Origin of the sequence: Pelagibaculum spongiae, assembly GCF_003097315.1 — a bacterium.
Taxonomy (GTDB): Bacteria; Pseudomonadota; Gammaproteobacteria; order Enterobacterales; family Pelagibaculaceae; genus Pelagibaculum; species Pelagibaculum spongiae.
Genome location: NZ_QDDL01000001.1, coordinates 169,408 through 185,203 on the forward strand (window position 1 = coordinate 169,408; position 15,796 = coordinate 185,203).

13 protein-coding genes and 1 tRNA gene are annotated in these 15,796 nt (G+C 42.3%); 3 read left to right on the forward strand and 11 right to left on the reverse strand.

What is annotated here, in order from left to right:
- Positions 1-25 precede the first annotated feature (25 nt).
- Positions 26-2,041 carry an excinuclease ABC subunit UvrB gene (gene uvrB / locus DC094_RS00765; protein ID WP_116685193.1) on the reverse strand — a complete coding sequence of 672 codons (2,016 nt, stop codon included), beginning with the start codon at positions 2,039-2,041 and terminating at the stop codon, positions 26-28.
- A gap of 95 nt (positions 2,042-2,136) precedes the next feature.
- Between uvrB and DC094_RS00770 the strand changes: the two genes are divergently transcribed.
- The 3 genes from DC094_RS00770 (at position 2,137) to DC094_RS00780 (ending at position 5,383) form a co-directional block, all read left to right on the forward strand.
- Positions 2,137-3,321 (forward strand): pyridoxal phosphate-dependent aminotransferase, encoded by a 1,185-nt coding sequence (locus DC094_RS00770; RefSeq protein WP_116685194.1) that lies wholly within the window; start codon positions 2,137-2,139, stop codon positions 3,319-3,321.
- Positions 3,322-3,621: 300 nt separating this feature from the next.
- A tRNA-Asn gene (locus DC094_RS00775) sits at positions 3,622-3,697 on the forward strand.
- Positions 3,698-3,952: 255 nt separating this feature from the next.
- Entirely contained in the window at positions 3,953-5,383 is a 1,431-nt protein-coding gene (locus DC094_RS00780; protein ID WP_116685195.1) for a pectin acetylesterase-family hydrolase, read from the forward strand.
- A 73-nt stretch (positions 5,384-5,456) separates the two neighbouring features.
- Here the strand turns inward: DC094_RS00780 and DC094_RS00785 are convergent, their stop codons facing one another.
- The 10 genes from DC094_RS00785 to DC094_RS00830 all read right to left on the reverse strand — a co-directional run bounded on the left by DC094_RS00785 (position 5,457) and on the right by DC094_RS00830 (position 15,706).
- Entirely contained in the window at positions 5,457-6,476 is a 1,020-nt protein-coding gene (locus DC094_RS00785) for a hypothetical protein (protein ID WP_116685196.1), read from the reverse strand.
- Positions 6,473-7,420 (reverse strand): hypothetical protein, encoded by a 948-nt coding sequence (locus DC094_RS00790; protein ID WP_116685197.1) that lies wholly within the window; start codon positions 7,418-7,420, stop codon positions 6,473-6,475. The genes DC094_RS00785 and DC094_RS00790 overlap by 4 nt, the downstream gene beginning before the upstream one ends.
- 30 nt (positions 7,421-7,450) lie before the next feature.
- Positions 7,451-8,464: a hypothetical protein gene (locus tag DC094_RS00795; protein ID WP_133245420.1), complete on the reverse strand. Its 1,014-nt coding sequence runs from the start codon at positions 8,462-8,464 to the stop codon at positions 7,451-7,453.
- Positions 8,461-9,402 (reverse strand): hypothetical protein, encoded by a 942-nt coding sequence (locus DC094_RS00800; RefSeq protein WP_116685199.1) that lies wholly within the window; start codon positions 9,400-9,402, stop codon positions 8,461-8,463. The genes DC094_RS00795 and DC094_RS00800 overlap by 4 nt, the downstream gene beginning before the upstream one ends.
- Positions 9,403-9,432: 30 nt before the next feature.
- Positions 9,433-10,452, reverse strand: coding sequence for a hypothetical protein (locus DC094_RS00805; protein ID WP_116685200.1), 1,020 nt, complete (start codon positions 10,450-10,452; stop codon positions 9,433-9,435).
- Entirely contained in the window at positions 10,449-12,188 is a 1,740-nt protein-coding gene (locus DC094_RS00810; protein WP_116685201.1) for a lipase family protein, read from the reverse strand. Before DC094_RS00810 ends, DC094_RS00805 begins: the two co-directional genes overlap by 4 nt.
- Positions 12,178-12,534 (reverse strand): hypothetical protein, encoded by a 357-nt coding sequence (locus tag DC094_RS00815; protein WP_116685202.1) that lies wholly within the window; start codon positions 12,532-12,534, stop codon positions 12,178-12,180. The genes DC094_RS00810 and DC094_RS00815 overlap by 11 nt, the downstream gene beginning before the upstream one ends.
- A 27-nt stretch (positions 12,535-12,561) precedes the next feature.
- Entirely contained in the window at positions 12,562-12,852 is a 291-nt protein-coding gene (locus DC094_RS00820; RefSeq protein WP_116685203.1) for a PAAR domain-containing protein, read from the reverse strand.
- Positions 12,853-12,917: 65 nt separating this feature from the next.
- The gene (locus DC094_RS00825; RefSeq protein WP_116685204.1) at positions 12,918-13,616 is read right to left on the reverse strand and encodes a DUF4123 domain-containing protein; all 699 of its coding nucleotides are present in this window, start codon (positions 13,614-13,616) and stop codon (positions 12,918-12,920) included.
- Positions 13,613-15,706 carry a type VI secretion system Vgr family protein gene (locus DC094_RS00830; protein WP_206605543.1) on the reverse strand — a complete coding sequence of 698 codons (2,094 nt, stop codon included), beginning with the start codon at positions 15,704-15,706 and terminating at the stop codon, positions 13,613-13,615. The genes DC094_RS00825 and DC094_RS00830 overlap by 4 nt, the downstream gene beginning before the upstream one ends.
- Positions 15,707-15,796: the final 90 nt, after the last annotated feature.

A 15,796-nucleotide genomic window follows, 5' to 3' on the forward strand; every position in this document is an offset into this window, starting at 1 on the left:
TTTTGCATCCACCATGATCTGTTCGTTAAAGAGCAAGCCGTAACTGCCTGAGTTCAGATAATTCGTCACGCATATTTGCCGCCTGCTCAAACTCCAAATTAGCGGCATGAGCCAGCATTTGTTTCTCGGTCTGGGCAATTTTCTTATCTAGCTCTGCTGGCGAATGCACAATGTACTGGGCGGCAGTTTCTGCCACGGCACCGGAACGTTTTTTACTGTTTTTATTCCGCCCCTTGCCACCACCGACCCGCTGCATCACATCGGTAATTTGTTTTTTAATGCTACGCGGCGTAATGCCATGCACCTCGTTATAATCTTGCTGGACGATGCGGCGGCGATCGGTTTCGCTAATCGCTTTGCGCATCGAATCGGTCATCCGATCGGCATATAAAATACACTTGCCTTGCAGATTACGCGCCGCCCGGCCAATGGTTTGAATCAACGAACGCTCTGAACGAAGAAAGCCTTCTTTGTCGGCATCAAATATCGCCACCAGCGAGACTTCAGGAATATCGATACCTTCGCGCAACAAGTTAATTCCAACCAGTACATCGAACTCGCCCAAACGAAGATCACGGATAATTTCGATTCGTTCAACGGTTTCGATATCTGAGTGCAAATAACGCACCCGAATACCGCTTTCAGCTAAAAACTCAGTTAAATCTTCTGACATCCGTTTGGTCAGCGTGGTGATGATTACTCGCTCCTGACACTCAATCCGCAATTGAATTTCACCTAAAACGTCATCTACCTGACCGGTCGCAGGTCGCACTTCAACTTGCGGATCGAGCAAGCCGGTTGGCCGAACCACCTGCTCAACCGTTTGCCCGGCATTTTCCAGCTCGTAATTACCCGGAGTTGCCGAAACAAAAAGACTTTGCGGGCAGCGCTGCCAAAACTCTTCAATTTTAAGCGGCCGGTTGTCTAACGCCGATGGCAAACGGAAACCGTACTCCACTAGGGTTTCTTTACGCGAGCGGTCACCACGGTACATGGCACCGATTTGACCGATCATGACATGGGATTCATCAATCACCATCAACGCATCATCTGGCAGATAATCAATTAGGGTTGATGGCGGCTCGCCCGGCGCTGCACCACTTAAATGGCGCGAATAGTTTTCGATGCCCGAGCAATGACCAAACTCGGTCAGCATTTCCAAATCCATCTTCACCCGCTCATTTAAACGCTGGGCTTCGACCAATTTATTGGCTTTTTCTAAAATCGGTAATCGCTCGGCCAGTTCGGCTTTAATGGTTTCAATCGCCGCCATTACTTGCTCACGCGGTGTGACGTAGTGACTTTTCGGATAAATAGTTAATCGCCCTACTTTGCGAAGTGATTCGCCGGTTAAGGGGTCAAACCAACTGAGCCGTTCAATTTCATCATCAAATAATTCAATTCGAACCGCTTCTTTTTCCGATTCCGCCGGAAAAATATCAATCACATCACCGCGCACTCGGTAATTGGCCCGACCAAGCTCAACATCATTTCGAGTGTATTGCAGCTCGGCCAGTCGACGCAGAATTTTCCGTTGATCAATTTTTTCACCGACTGAAATATGCAGCATCATCGACATATAAGACTTAGGATCACCCAAACCATAAATTGCCGAAACCGAAGCGACGATAATGGTATCGGATCTTTCCATGATCGCTTTGGTGGCCGACAAACGCATTTGCTCAATGTGCTCGTTGATCGATGCATCCTTCTCGATAAAAGTATCTGACGCGGGCACATAGGCTTCTGGCTGATAATAATCGTAATAAGAAACGAAATACTCAACCGCATTTTCGGGAAAGAATTCTTTCATCTCGCCATACAATTGCGCCGCCAGCGTTTTATTTGGCGCCATTACAATGGCCGGCCGATTGGTTTGGGCGATGACTTGCGCGATGGTGTAGGTCTTGCCTGAACCGGTCACACCTAGCAAAGTCTGACTAGCCAAACCATCGTCCAGCCCTTCTAATAATTGTTTGATTGCTTCAGGCTGACCACCTGCAGGCTTAAAATCTGAATGAAGCTTGAATACACCGCTCACGATATACAACCACCTGTTTTGTTTGCCGAGCGCATCATATCTTCGTATGATCGAACGGTTTCGTTTCCATTAACCCGCAGTATGAGGATGCCGCTTTGAACCTGAAGCTTTCCAATCGAGTAAAAAACGTCAAGCCATCCCCCACCCTGGCAGTCACTGCCCGTGCCGCTGAGCTTCGCGCTTCTGGCAAGGACATTATTGGACTAGGCGCAGGAGAACCGGATTTTGACACGCCAGATCATATCAAAGAAGCCGCCGTTAAAGCGCTGGCCGATGGCAAAACAAAATACACCCCGGTTGATGGAACCCCAAGCCTAAAACAGGCAATCATCGACAAATTCAAGCGTGACAATGGTTTTGATTATCAAGCCAATCAGATTTTGGTTTCTTGCGGCGGCAAGCAAAGCTTTTTCAATCTGACCCAAGCGCTGATTAATCCGGGCGATGAAGTGATTATTCCTGCGCCTTACTGGGTTTCTTATCCAGATATCGTGCTATTAGCTGATGGTGTTCCTGTTGTTGTAGAAGCCCCGGTTGAACAGGCTTTTAAAATCACTCCAGAGCAGTTAGCTGCAGCAATCACTGAAAAAACTAAGCTGGTGGTCATCAACAGTCCATCTAACCCAAGCGGCAAGGCTTATACATTAGCCGAGCTGAAAGCTTTGGGCGAAGTACTGCTTCAGTACCCAGATGTAGTGGTTGCCACCGACGATATGTATGAACATATTTTGTGGGCTGACGAGCCATTCGCCAACATTTTGAATGCTTGCCCTGGGCTTTACGACCAATGCGTTGTAATGAACGGTGTTTCTAAAGCCTATTCAATGACGGGTTGGAGAATTGGTTATTGCGCTGGCCCTCAGCCGCTGATTGCTTCTATGAAAAAGATTCAATCACAAAGCACTTCTAACCCAACCTCAATTGCCCAGTGGGGCGCAGAAGCGGCACTTAACGGCCCGCAAGATTGCGTTAAAGAAATGCTGGAAGCCTTTGAAGTTCGCCACAAGCTGGTACTGGACGGTTTGAATGCAATTCCTGGGGTAAAAGCGATCCCTTCTGACGGCACTTTCTATAGCTTCCCTAGCTTCCATGAAGCAATGGAAAAGAAAGGCTTTAAGAATGATCTCGATTTAGCAGAGTATCTGTTAAATGAAGCCGGCGTGGCATTGGTTCCTGGTTCAGCATTTGGCACACCGGGTCATATGCGCCTGTCATTTGCCACTTCAGAAGCGATTTTAAATGACGCATTGGCAAGAATTCGTAAGGCACTGGAAGTTTAATTTAGCTTTCCTGACCTAAGAAACCTAACCTAGCGAAAAATTGCGAGCTCCGTAGGTCATCATGAGTAAAGCGAATGGCGACAATTTTTATTGTCACGTTTCGCTGCGCTCAAGGTGACCTACGATTAACACCTAAAAAATCGAACCAGCACTCTTGATACACATCTTGTTTTGTATACAAAAATACAACCTGCAACAAATCAAATACAACAGATTTCTTGTCACAGATTGATTCAATTCACTTGACCCACTTCGATTAGCAAGTAGAATATTTTTGTGCCCTTAAAAAGCACCAAGCATTCCCTGATAGCTCAGTTGGTAGAGCAAATGACTGTTAATCATTGGGTCACTGGTTCGAGTCCAGTTCGGGGAGCCAAATTTAAAAGCGAAGCCATGAGGCTTCGCTTTTTTTTGCTTGCTGTTTTCTTCTCTCTTAATAGCCCACCGCTTTAAATAACTCAGCTTCCAAAAAGTCAAAAAAATCATCTATCAACCCTGTCGAGAAAATATTGATACCAAAGCACACGGTTTGCCGCCAATGACCTGTAATCTGGCCTTATTTTGCATTACCTCAATTTCGATAACTGGTTAACTTTGTTGAATAACAATAAAAACAACAAAAGGAATTGTGATGAAGTATTTGCTCGCCATTTGCCTCAGCTTTTCTCTATTGGCCTGCGCAGGGTCAGATCAGAGCGATTCGAAAAATAGCCAAGGTGACGGCAACATCGACACTCCACCCATTGATTTAGTCAATCAACCTGTAGAAGTTCTTTTCGAAGAATCCGTAAAACCCGGCCACTGGCAAAGGGTTGAACTAGCCGACACTTATTGCGGTGACGGCAGCCAATACAAATTTTTTGTAAACCTAGATGCCGAGAGCGATGACTTGTTAATCGCCTTTCAGGGTGGCGGTGCTTGCTGGGATTACGAAAGTTGCACCGGTCAAAATGGTATCCGTGGCGCAGCTAACCCCAACGGCATTACCGACAATTTTATGAATTTCCTTGATATGGATAATGGCGGCAGTTTCTGGGGCGCTTCATCTCCAATGGTGCTGCAAAATCACCCGTGGCATAAAACCGAGCCAGCCAAGTGGAACAAGGTATTTCTTCCTTATTGTACTGGCGATGTGTTCGCCGGAGATAAAGAGCTCAGCTACCCAGATCCTACTGGTGAAAACCCTGATTTACAGTGGAAGCACGCTGGCGCAACCAATACATTACGAGTTATTGGCTGGCTAAAACAGAAATTCACTGAAGTTGATCGAATGATGACTTATGGTTGCAGCGCCGGTGGCGTTGGCGCGCTGGCTCATTACCAGTCATTGCGAAAGCACATCAATCCAAGAATCGGATTTATGCTAAATGACTCTGGCCCGCTATATCCAGCTCAATTAGGTGATAATAGCTGGCAACTACATCAGAAAATTGCCGATAGCTGGAATATCACCACCATGCTTAATGCCGTATCTGCTGATATTCCCGGTATTTCAACCGATAATATCGGTAATATAAATCAAGCATTGGCTATCACTTGGCCACAAGATCGATTAGCTCACACTCAATTTACCCGTGACGCTAATTATTCTGGTTATTCCTATGAGCGGTTTTTTAATCTTCAACCAGGTGACGAAGAAATCCACCGACTATGGGGTGAAGACCAACAAAATCTAATGGATATTTATGACCAATACGAAAACATGGCCTATTTTATTCCATATTTTCGCCCATTCAATGAAAGTCATTGCACCAGTATTCTTGACTTTACCGACACTCAAATCACCGGCACCGATAATGGTGACGGAAAAATGATGCACCTAGGCAACTTCATTAATATATTGCTTGATGAAACCCAGCCACTACAAAGTCACTTCGAAGCAGCTGACCCTGCAGAACTTGAGCGTAAGTCACTGTATTGGGAATTAATGATCGCCTTAACCGGCATCGGCGGCGAAGCACCTGCAGCAGACGAAGAAAGTCAAAGCTCTGGAGCAACTCAAGCCAAGAGCTTCACTCTTGAGCAGTTAACCGCTTTAGGGCCATATCGCCCACAAGAATAAATATTGGCTGAACAAAAAAAACGGGAGCTATTAAAGCTCCCATTTTTACGAGTCGCTTTTCAAAAATTAAAAATCAACTGGTTCCGACCAAACCATTTTCTCTTACTCGAAAAGTTTTCAGCATAATCACGATAATATCTCTAGCATCCATGCCAACCTGTTTGAGTTTGGGGTAATTGGCCATATCCACGGTGCCCTCCAATTCAATATAAGGTCTGGCGGTTGAGCCAACCTTTGCATCAGTAGTCACCCAGCGGAATTCCAGACCATCTTTTGCATAGCGAGCATCACTCAAAAACAAACGCCCTGAACGCCCTGCCAAATCCAGGCTTTTACTGGCAAAAAGACCGAGTAGCTTTTGTGCCATGCCGTAGTTTTCATTTAACTCTTCTTTGTTTCGCATCACTTTGGAAAGCATCTGAAAACGATCATTTTTACCATTCCAGTACACTGTACGATAATGAGTTTCACCGCCCGCTTTAGCGACATTTAATGTGAATTCAGGAGTTAAGCAGACCCCTAGCTGGTTATGCGGCCATGGTAAATAACGCATCGATTTAGGATGAACAGATATATCTCTGAGGTAATCTTCATACTTTCTCTTATAAACTTTATCTGCAGCAGGATAAACCCCATGGTAGTCGCCACCAATCGCACTTAAATTAACTGACTTGCCAATTTCCGGAAAGTCCATATAGAAATAGCCATTAAGGAAGTTATCCTTACTACCCGAACCGAACTCATCATAAAAAAAAGACTCACCAACAATAATCTGCGTATCTGGTACTGATTTTACCTGATAGTAACTATCATTACCTTTTTCACGATGAACATAGTCAAGCCACCTCTGGTAGCGATCATCACCAAGAAACAAGCCCTCTTTACCTTCATGCAGATCCTTCCAATAAAAAGAGATATCCCCGTTGCCATACATCACATTAGCCATCTCCATCGTATCGATCAGATCCATCTGATAACGACCCAAACAGACATTAGTAAAATCCAACCCTAAATCTTCATCAATCTGCTCATCCATAGAACCAGCACATCCTTGTAAAAAACAAACAAATAACAGCGCCAGTATTATTCTCATACCACCACCTGACATTTTGATTTATAAGACTCCCGCACAATCTCTTGAATACGAGATGTGATTTCCTTGGACACCTGATGATCAAGAAAAAACGTCTGATGACCTTCTTCAACCTTCAAACCTATTGAAATTAAAAAACCATTTTCAGATCTCGCGTCTCCTCCAGATCCTTTAGGTACCGTTCCATCACCACCAGCCCACGGTGGTAACAATTCAATCAAAGAAATACCTGGTATTTTTCCAGTTATACTTTCGCGACCAGCCCAATAACTTGAACGCAAGCTTGCTTTTTTGACTGCCTGGTAGTTCTTTTCTTCTTCTTTATTTACCACTTCTTTATTCCCTGCAGCAAAAAACCATTTATGATTATCATTGCTTATTATTTCCCATGAAGAATAATTACCACTACATCCACCTCGCTCCAACCAGATACAAACATCATAAGATGGCATTTCGGAATTCTCTGAGTAAAACATTGTCGTATCATTGTGAAACTTTCCTCCTAAAACACTCCAAAATCGACCTGCAGCAACTATTCTTCTCATGTAATTTTTCTTAACAAGCTCGATGTTTCTAGGGATCTTTTCAACCCCCACAGATATCAGCTCATCAGAAAACAATGAATACCACTGAGACGTGGTCTTATAAAAGTCATATATTTTCTCTCTTGGATAGGCATCAATCAGACTATGTTCTTTTTTATGACGATCAACTAACTTCAACCATTTGTAATCTGGCTGTATAGTTTGGTACAAATGATTTGGTAGCAACTCAAGTCCACCTTGGCAAAAAGCCAGCATTGCAGAAACTTCAGCAGCATTTTTACCTAACACAAAACCTACACCACCATCATAACCACAATGGGCATTTCGATAAGCTGTTGCAGCACCATTAGTCGGCATAGCACCATGAATCATAAAAACGGGAGCTATTAAAGCTCCCATTTTTACGAATTGCTTTTCAAAAATTAAAAATCAACTGGTTCCGATCAAACCATTTTCTCTTACTCGAAAAGTTTTCAGCATAATCACGATAATATCTCTAGCATCCATGCCAACCTGTTTAAACTTGGGGTAATTTGCCATATCCACCGTACCCTCCAATTCAATATAAGGTCTGGCGGTTGAGCCAATTTTTGCATCTGTGGTGACCCAGCGAAACTCCAGACCATCTTTTGCATAGCGAGCATCACTTAAAAACAAACGCCCTGATCGCCCTGCCAAATCCAAGCTTTTACTGGCAAACAGGCCGAGTAGCTTTTGTGCCGTGCCGTAGTTTTCACTGAGCTCCTCTTTGTTTTTCATTACATTTACATTAATTTCAAACCGATCATTTTTACCGTTCCACCAAACGGTTCGGTAATGCTTCTCACCACCAGCCTTAGCAACATTTAAAGTAAAATCAGATGTTAAACAAACACCCAGTTGATTGTGGGGCCAAGGCAAGTGAAGTAGACGATCCAGATCATCTTTCGCCGGATGCAGCAGTTTTTTAAATTTATTTCGGTATTCAGAATCACTTGCTAAAAAATTACCTTCCGTGCCAGACAATGCTAACCTGGCATATACTGCACGATTTAATGATGAAAAGTCTTTTAGCAAAAAACCTTTCAATAAAAACTTCTCACCCTCATCGCCATATTTATTTTCAAAAAATGTTTCAGATTCAATAACCCTAACATCATCACTCAACGGGTATGCCCTGTACTTCCTTCTAGATTCTTTCTGAATACTTTTTGACCATTTATCAAACCTTTCCCTGCCATCAAAGGTCAAACTTTCAGTCAGATTACTATCAAGATAAAATGAAACCGATCTGTTGCCATACATCAAACTGGACATTTTCAAAGTATCAATCAAATCCATCTGATAACGACCCAAACAGACATTAGTAAAATCCAATCCTAAATCTTCATCAATCTGCTCATCCATAGAACCAGCACATCCTTGTAAAAAACAAACAAATAACAGCGCCAGTATTATTCTCATACCACCACCTGACATTTTGATTTATAAGTCTCCTGCATAATCTCTTGAATACGAGATGTAATTTCCTTGGACACCTGATGATCAAGAAAAAACGCCTGGTGACCTTCCTCAGTTTGCAAGCCAATTGAAATCAAAGAACCGCTTTCAGAATTTGCATCTCTTCCAGCCCCTTTATGTACCGTTCCATCACCACCAGCCCACGGTGGTGACAATTCAATCAAAGAAATACCTGGTATTTTTCCAGTTATACTTTCGCGACCAGCCCAATAACTTGAACGTAAGCTTGCCTTTTTGATTGCCTGGTAGTTCTTTTCTTCTTCTTTATTTACCACTTCTTTATTCCCTGCAGCAAAAAACCATTTATGATTATCATTGCTTATTATTTCCCATTCAATATAATCACCTGAGCATTTCCCTCGTTCTCCCCAGACACAAACATCATAAGAAGGCATATCAGCATTTACCGAATAAAATAGCACTGTATCAGAATGAAATTTTCCTGCTGTAAAAAGCCAGAAATCGGCAACTTTATCAACCCTCTTTTCGTACTCATCCCTATAGCTATCCACATCAAAACTGTCATTCTCAGGCGACATTATTTTCAATGAAAATAATGAATACCACTGAGATGTGGTCTTATAAAAGTCATATATTTTCTCTCTTGGATAGGCATCAATCAGACTATGTTCTTTTTTATGACGATCAACTAACTTCAACCATTTGTAATCTGGCTGTATAGTTTGGTACAAATGATTTGCTAGCAACTCAAGTCCACCTTGGCAAAAAGCCAGCATTGCAGAAACTTCAGCAGCATTTTTACCTAACACAAAACCTACACCACCATCATAACCACAATGGGCATTTCGATAAGCTGTTGCAGCACCATTAGTCGGCATAGCACCATGAATCATAAAAACGGGAGCTATTAAAGCTCCCATTTTTACGAATTGCTTTTCAAAAATTAAAAATCAACTGGTTCCGATCAAACCATTTTCTCTTACTCGAAAAGTTTTCAGCATAATCACGATAATATCTCTAGCATCCATGCCAACCTGTTTAAGCTTGGGGTAATTTGCCATATCCACCGTACCCTCCAATTCAATATAAGGTCTGGCGGTTGAGCCAATTTTTGCATCTGTGGTGACCCAGCGAAACTCCAGACCATCTTCGGCATAGCGCGCATCACTCAAAAATAGCTGGCCATCTCGCCCGGCCAAATCAAGATTTTTACTAGCAAACAAACCAAATAACTTCTGCGCCATACCGCGCTTTTTATTCAATTGTTCTCTGCTTTCCATTACTCTGGCAGTCATTTGAAAACGATCATTCTTGCCATTCCAATAAACCGTACGGTAATGCGTTTCTCCGCCTGCTTTAGCAACATTCAAGGTGAATTCTGGCGTTAAACAAACACCCAATTGACTGTGTGGCCACAGCAGATAAATCAACGACTTAGGGTAAATCGAAATTTCTTTTAAATACAAATAATATTTTTTCTTGTAATTTACATCCTTAACTGGATATACACCGTAGCTGTCACCACCATTCACGTCAAACCCTAATGATTTTTTCACTTTAGGGAAATCTTTATAAAAATACCCATTTAAAAAATGGTTTTTTCTTCCGGAATTAAATTCATCATGAAAAAAAGAATAACCTACAATAATACTAACACCTTCAGTCGAGTTAACATGAAAAAATTCATCATTTCCTTTTTTCCTGTGAACATAGTCAAGCCAATTTTGATACCTAGCATCACCTGAAAACATACCTTTTTCCCCTTCTTCAGGATCGCGCCAATAAAGGGATATATCACCATTCCCATACATTACGCTGGACATTTTCATCGTGTCTATCAAGTCCATTTGATAGCGCCCCAAACAAACGTTGTTAAAACCCAAACCTAAATCTTTATCAATTTGTTCATCCATGGAACTAACGCATCCTTGCAAAGATAAAATAAACAACAGTCCCAGCGTTATTTTCATAGCGCCACCTGACATTTTGATTTATAAGTCTCCTGCATAATCTCTTGAATACGAGATGTAATTTCCTTGGACACCTGATGATCAAGAAAAAACGCCTGGTGACCTTCCTCAGTTTGCAAGCCAATTGAAATTAAAGAACCATTTTCAGATCTCACGTCTCTTCCAGATCCTTTATGTACCGTTCCATCACCACCAGCCCACGGTGGTAACAATTTAATCAAAGAAATACCTGGTATTTTTCCAGTTATACTTTCGCGACCAGCCCAATAACTTGAACGCAAGCTTGCTTTTTTGACTGCCTGGTAGTTCTTTTCTTCTTCTTTATTTACCACTTCTTTATTCCCTGCAGCAAAAAACCATTTATGATTATCATTGCTTATTATTTCCCATGAAGAATAATTACCACTACATCCACCTCGCTCCAACCAGATACAAACATCATAAGATGGCATTTCGGAATTCTCTGAGTAAAACATTGTCGTATCATTGTGAAACTTTCCTCCTAAAACACTCCAAAATCGACCTGCAGCAACTATTCTTCTCATGTAATTTTTCTTAACAAGCTCGATGTTTCTAGGGATCTTTTCAACCCCCACAGATATCAGCTCATCAGAAAACAATGAATACCACTGAGATGTGGTCTTATAAAAGTCATATATTTTCTCTCTTGGATAGGCATCAATCAGACTATGTTCTTTTTTATGACGATCAACTAACTTCAACCATTTGTAATCTGGCTGTATAGTTTGGTACAAATGATTTGGTAGCAACTCAAGTCCGCCTTGGCAAAAAGCCAGAACAGCAGACACTTCTGCAGCATTTTTTCCAAGTATCGGAGCTGCTATACCGTCATAGCCACAGTGAGCATTACGGTAGGTCGCCGCTGAACCATTTGTTGGCATAGCACCGTGAATCATATAATCAATTTCTGCACCTTGAAGATGTGCCGAACGTGCGGCAAGTCCACCCATTGAATGAGTGATCATAATGACCTGCACATCTGATTCAGAAACTTCAGCTTGCTTTGCCATTTCTTGTCGAAATTGAGTTACTTTTTGTTTAATTCTTTTACCAGAGACTTCATTGCTCAGCATCCAATTATAACCGGCACAAAAGGTACCAAATTCAACACCATGAAATCCTTCTTGCCACTTGAGGGTTTGTGATAATTCTTTATCTAGGTAATGTAAAAAATTACCATAGCTATCCCACGTAACTTCTCCCCACCCCCGCTTTCGCTTTTGTTCAATCTCGGCTGGAAAAACGGTTGTGACATACCTGAAATGATCGTTACTACCGGCATCCACCTCCAATAGGTCATCTTGCCTTTCATAGCCGTTGCTCAAATCAGAGTTAACCAGTAATACCTTTCTGCTTTCTGCGTCTTTCAAAAAAAGATCTGATAAACTGGCACCTGTTCTGAATTTTCTCGCTACCTGTATTACCGCTTCATTAACATTTTTGGTGACAGGCTTAACATATCGATAATACTGCTTTTTCAGCATTCTGCCTGCTTCCATATACCATTCAGGCTCAACATTAAAATCTTCAAGCACTTGTTTTCTTTTCAGCGTCTCCCGAAGAAAATTACCCGATAATTCACCATGCAAGCCCGCAGCAGGATCCCACACCACATCTTCACGGTCAGTACTATACAATCGACTCCCCATAATCCCTGGCACAAAAACAAATGCTACTGCACCTTTTTTACATGCGCATTTTTGCTCAACTGGCACAATCATCTCCTTTATTCGCTTGATACTGCCGCTGAGCAAACAACTGCAGTTGCTTACTAATCGATTCTTTTTTAGCTGGCGATTTCAGCAGTTTAATAACCCACGCTTGCCCCAACAGGCCGGGAATAAAGTGCAATGCTTCTATCATTCTCTTTAAGTGCTGCAGCTCAACAAAGCCTAAGCTGCGCAACAGCCTAATTTGTGGTATTAACACCGGTTCTAATACAGCCCAATCATCTGGCGGGTTAGGCAATGTCAGCAGATGTTCAATTAATGAATTTCGTAACACTGTTAATTGCTGATATTGAAAGACCTGAAGATCATCATCAGTCAGTAGATAAACCATAAATCATCCTTGATTCGCATTTTTTATTTAAGCCACTGTCATTGCCGAATCACCTTCCGTGATTTGTCCGCCATGAGCCGTCGGCGAACCTTTGAGCGCCACAGCAATCCCATTAACAGTTAGTCCCGGCGCACCTTGTACGATGACATCTGGCCCAGCGACTTCGCAGCTACATGGGTGCCCGACTAACGCCACTGCGATTCCATTAATAGTTAAACCGCCATCACCGCCAATAACTGGGCCGCCTTTATGGGCTTTTTTTCCGGAATATAACGGGCATTTATGATCGTGTCCTTGCACTGCAACTGCTATTGCCATTTAAATTCTCCTCTAATTTTCTGGAGGTTTTTTAACTACCAAACTCCCAACAAACGCTCAAATGTTCAAACCACCAAATCTTTCGAGATATCAGGAAATATCATTTGCCTAACTGGCAACAACTTATCTTTTTCAAAGTCATGCCTACTAACCGAATAAACGACAGAACAAGCTGATGAATCTTCAGGCAATGCAATGAGTGATTCGGATAACGCGATTACATCTTGTTGCCAAACAACCCAAGATTGATCCGCCAGAAACGGGTTACTATCGACATAAGCAACCCATTCAAAGCAACTCAAAAAAAGAGATTTTTTTGAGTCGTCACTACAGCTTAAAAAGGTATCTAATACTCGAGGATCATAAATACGCCACCAGCGAGGTTTACTCTCGATAAAAGTAGAATTTTCAGCTGGCAGCGCATAAATATAATCACTTAAGTGCTGCTTTATTTTAAAAATTGGTTGATCTGAGGCTAACCAGCAAACACTCTTAGCATGGCGATCATCGCTTAACAGCAATCGAATTACCGACTGAAGCTCATCGCTTTTAAGTCCATTTAAATCACACAACCAAGGGCCATTGCTGGCTAATTTGTAGTCGGATTGTTTAAAAAGACTCACTATGTTCGAAGCCGGTAAGTAATGACCCATTGCTTGAACCACGTCTGAAATTAATGCACCATCGGCAATACAATATAACTTTCCATTTAGAGATTGTTTTTCCAACCAGCTTATTTTCTTCTCAAGTAATTGCCCATTCATGATTGGCAATCCAGGCAATTTTCAACAATCGGCGTACCTGTTTCAGCGGCACTTTTTAGCGCTTCCAATTTGGAAGCTGAACCGGTTGAAACGGCGACTTGTCCATTGAGTTTGATTTGTGGCGAGTCCACCGTCACTCCTGCACTATCGATAGTGATCTTACCGCCAGGCCCTTGAATAATCAGCTTGTCCGTCGCCGTCATAGTGATCGTCTTGCTTTGCAACAGCAGCGACTGCCCCGATTTATGATGAGTCTTCCCCTCTACCAGTTCAGTAAAATCACCTTTAATTTTTTGCTGCTGACTGGCATGGCAAACATCTAATCGCTGATCTTGCACTTCAATTTGATAATGGCGTTTAATTCGTGTTTTATAATCGCGATTAACCCGCAAGGTAAGATCATTTTCGATGGTTTCATCACGGTTTCGGCCTATTGAAACAATCTCATCTTGTTTTATTAATTCTTTTTGATCATTTCCAACAAACTTTGTTCGGTCATTACCAACGGTTGTTTGCTGATCATGATTAATATCTAAATCGTAATCTTTCTCAGCATGAAGGTAGATTCGCTCATGTTGCGCCCGGTCTTCAAAACTCAGCTCATTAAAACCACGTCCTTTATGGGTGCGTGTTTTAATCACGGTTTTAGTTTTATTAGCCGGCAATGGGTAAGGCGGTGTATTAACTGCATGATAAGTTCGCCCAGTAATAATCGGCTGGTCAGGATCGCCTTCTAAAAAATCAACAATCACTTCATGACCAATTCTTGGTATTGCCAGTATGCCAAAGCCAGCACCGGCCCAGCCCTGAGCCACCCGCACCCAACAACTAGATTGCTCATTACTCGCGCCGTAACGATCCCATGGAAACTGAACTTTCACCCGACCATATTGATCACAATATATTTCTTCATTTTTCGGACCGACCACTCGGGCAATTTGCGGCCCATCAACCAGCGGAGCTTTTGCTGGATCTGGCCGCCAGCTTTGCTGTCCTTCGCTAACCGTAAAATTACACTGATAATCAGTCGAGCCATTTGCGGCCGATTCTTCTAATGATTGCGCTTGATTACCATGGTGGGAAACTTCAACCACTAGCCATTTTTGATCCACCTCGATCACTGAATGGGCAATTAATGAAAACTGACCGCCACAATGAAGATCGGCAATATCTGAAAAACCGTAAGCTAGCCGAGCACGATTTCTCAGCGCTTGCATTCGATATTGGGTAAATGCTTTGCCGCTAGCTCGATCTTTAAATCGACCGGGATAATTAAAGTGTTGGTAATTTTTATTCTGATAGCTGGCATTATCTGCCAAAGATTCGGCAAATAGCTGAGCGTAAGGCTGCTTAAAGCTATAATCTGATAACTCGGTATCGGTTTGCGCTATTTGAAAGCCTTGCTCAAAACGTTGTATCGATGGCTGACTACCATTGCCAGAGCTTTGATTATTAAACAAACACGGCTCTAGCTCTGGCGAAGTTTGCGAACAATCTGAAAAAATCAGTTGCTGACTATCGGCAGAAAAATAATAAAAAATACCTTCTTCAGCAGTAATCCGATTAATAAAGTCTAAATCTGATTCGCGATACTGAACACAATATTCACGCTTTTGGTGAAAATCTTTTAATTCAAAAACATAATCTTCAATTGCCATTTCTTTTAGCAATATTTCAATGACCTGCCGGGCAGTTAGTTGCTGGAAAATACGGCAATTGGTTCGTAATGATAACCGATAGAACGGTGCCACCAGCGTGAGTTTATAAAAACTGTGCTGTAAGCCTGCGCCTTGCTTAGAGAAATAACTGACAATGCCGGAGACCTTGCGCTGCAACTGACCATTGCGCCATATCATCAAGCTAACCGGTAAATCGACCACATTGTTGGCTGAAATCGCATGATCCCGACTAGCAAGTGAAATATTCCAGCAATAGGGTGCAGATAATTTTTCTTCTGCATCAAAACTAACCACTGAAAAAACATCATCAGCCAGTTCGCTGCAAGTTAGAGTAAACTGCAATCCTCGCGCAGAATCTGCATTAGCAAATTTTGCAGCCATTTGTTCAACATCTTCGATCACGCCATCCATAGCGAAACCTCGACTAGTAATTCAACCTACCAGGCGCATTGCACACCTGAAATGAATAACTAGATTACGCTCAAATCAAATAAAAAGAGA

Excerpts from the sequence above, each read along its gene's own strand:
- DC094_RS00820 (WP_116685203.1), bottom strand. The coding sequence starts at position 12,852 with ATGGCAATAGCAGTTGCAGTGCAAGGACACGATCATAAATGCCCGTTA.
- DC094_RS00815 (WP_116685202.1), bottom strand. The coding sequence starts at position 12,534 with ATGGTTTATCTACTGACTGATGATGATCTTCAGGTCTTTCAATATCAG.
- DC094_RS00780 (WP_116685195.1), top strand. The coding sequence starts at position 3,953 with ATGAAGTATTTGCTCGCCATTTGCCTCAGCTTTTCTCTATTGGCCTGC.
- DC094_RS00790 (WP_116685197.1), bottom strand. The coding sequence starts at position 7,420 with ATGGGAGCTTTAATAGCTCCCGTTTTTATGATTCATGGTGCTATGCCG.
- DC094_RS00800 (WP_116685199.1), bottom strand. The coding sequence starts at position 9,402 with ATGGGAGCTTTAATAGCTCCCGTTTTTATGATTCATGGTGCTATGCCG.
- DC094_RS00795 (WP_133245420.1), bottom strand. The coding sequence starts at position 8,464 with ATGAGAATAATACTGGCGCTGTTATTTGTTTGTTTTTTACAAGGATGT.
- DC094_RS00830 (WP_206605543.1), bottom strand. The coding sequence starts at position 15,706 with ATGGATGGCGTGATCGAAGATGTTGAACAAATGGCTGCAAAATTTGCT.
- DC094_RS00805 (WP_116685200.1), bottom strand. The coding sequence starts at position 10,452 with ATGAAAATAACGCTGGGACTGTTGTTTATTTTATCTTTGCAAGGATGC.
- DC094_RS00785 (WP_116685196.1), bottom strand. The coding sequence starts at position 6,476 with ATGAGAATAATACTGGCGCTGTTATTTGTTTGTTTTTTACAAGGATGT.
- DC094_RS00825 (WP_116685204.1), bottom strand. The coding sequence starts at position 13,616 with ATGAATGGGCAATTACTTGAGAAGAAAATAAGCTGGTTGGAAAAACAA.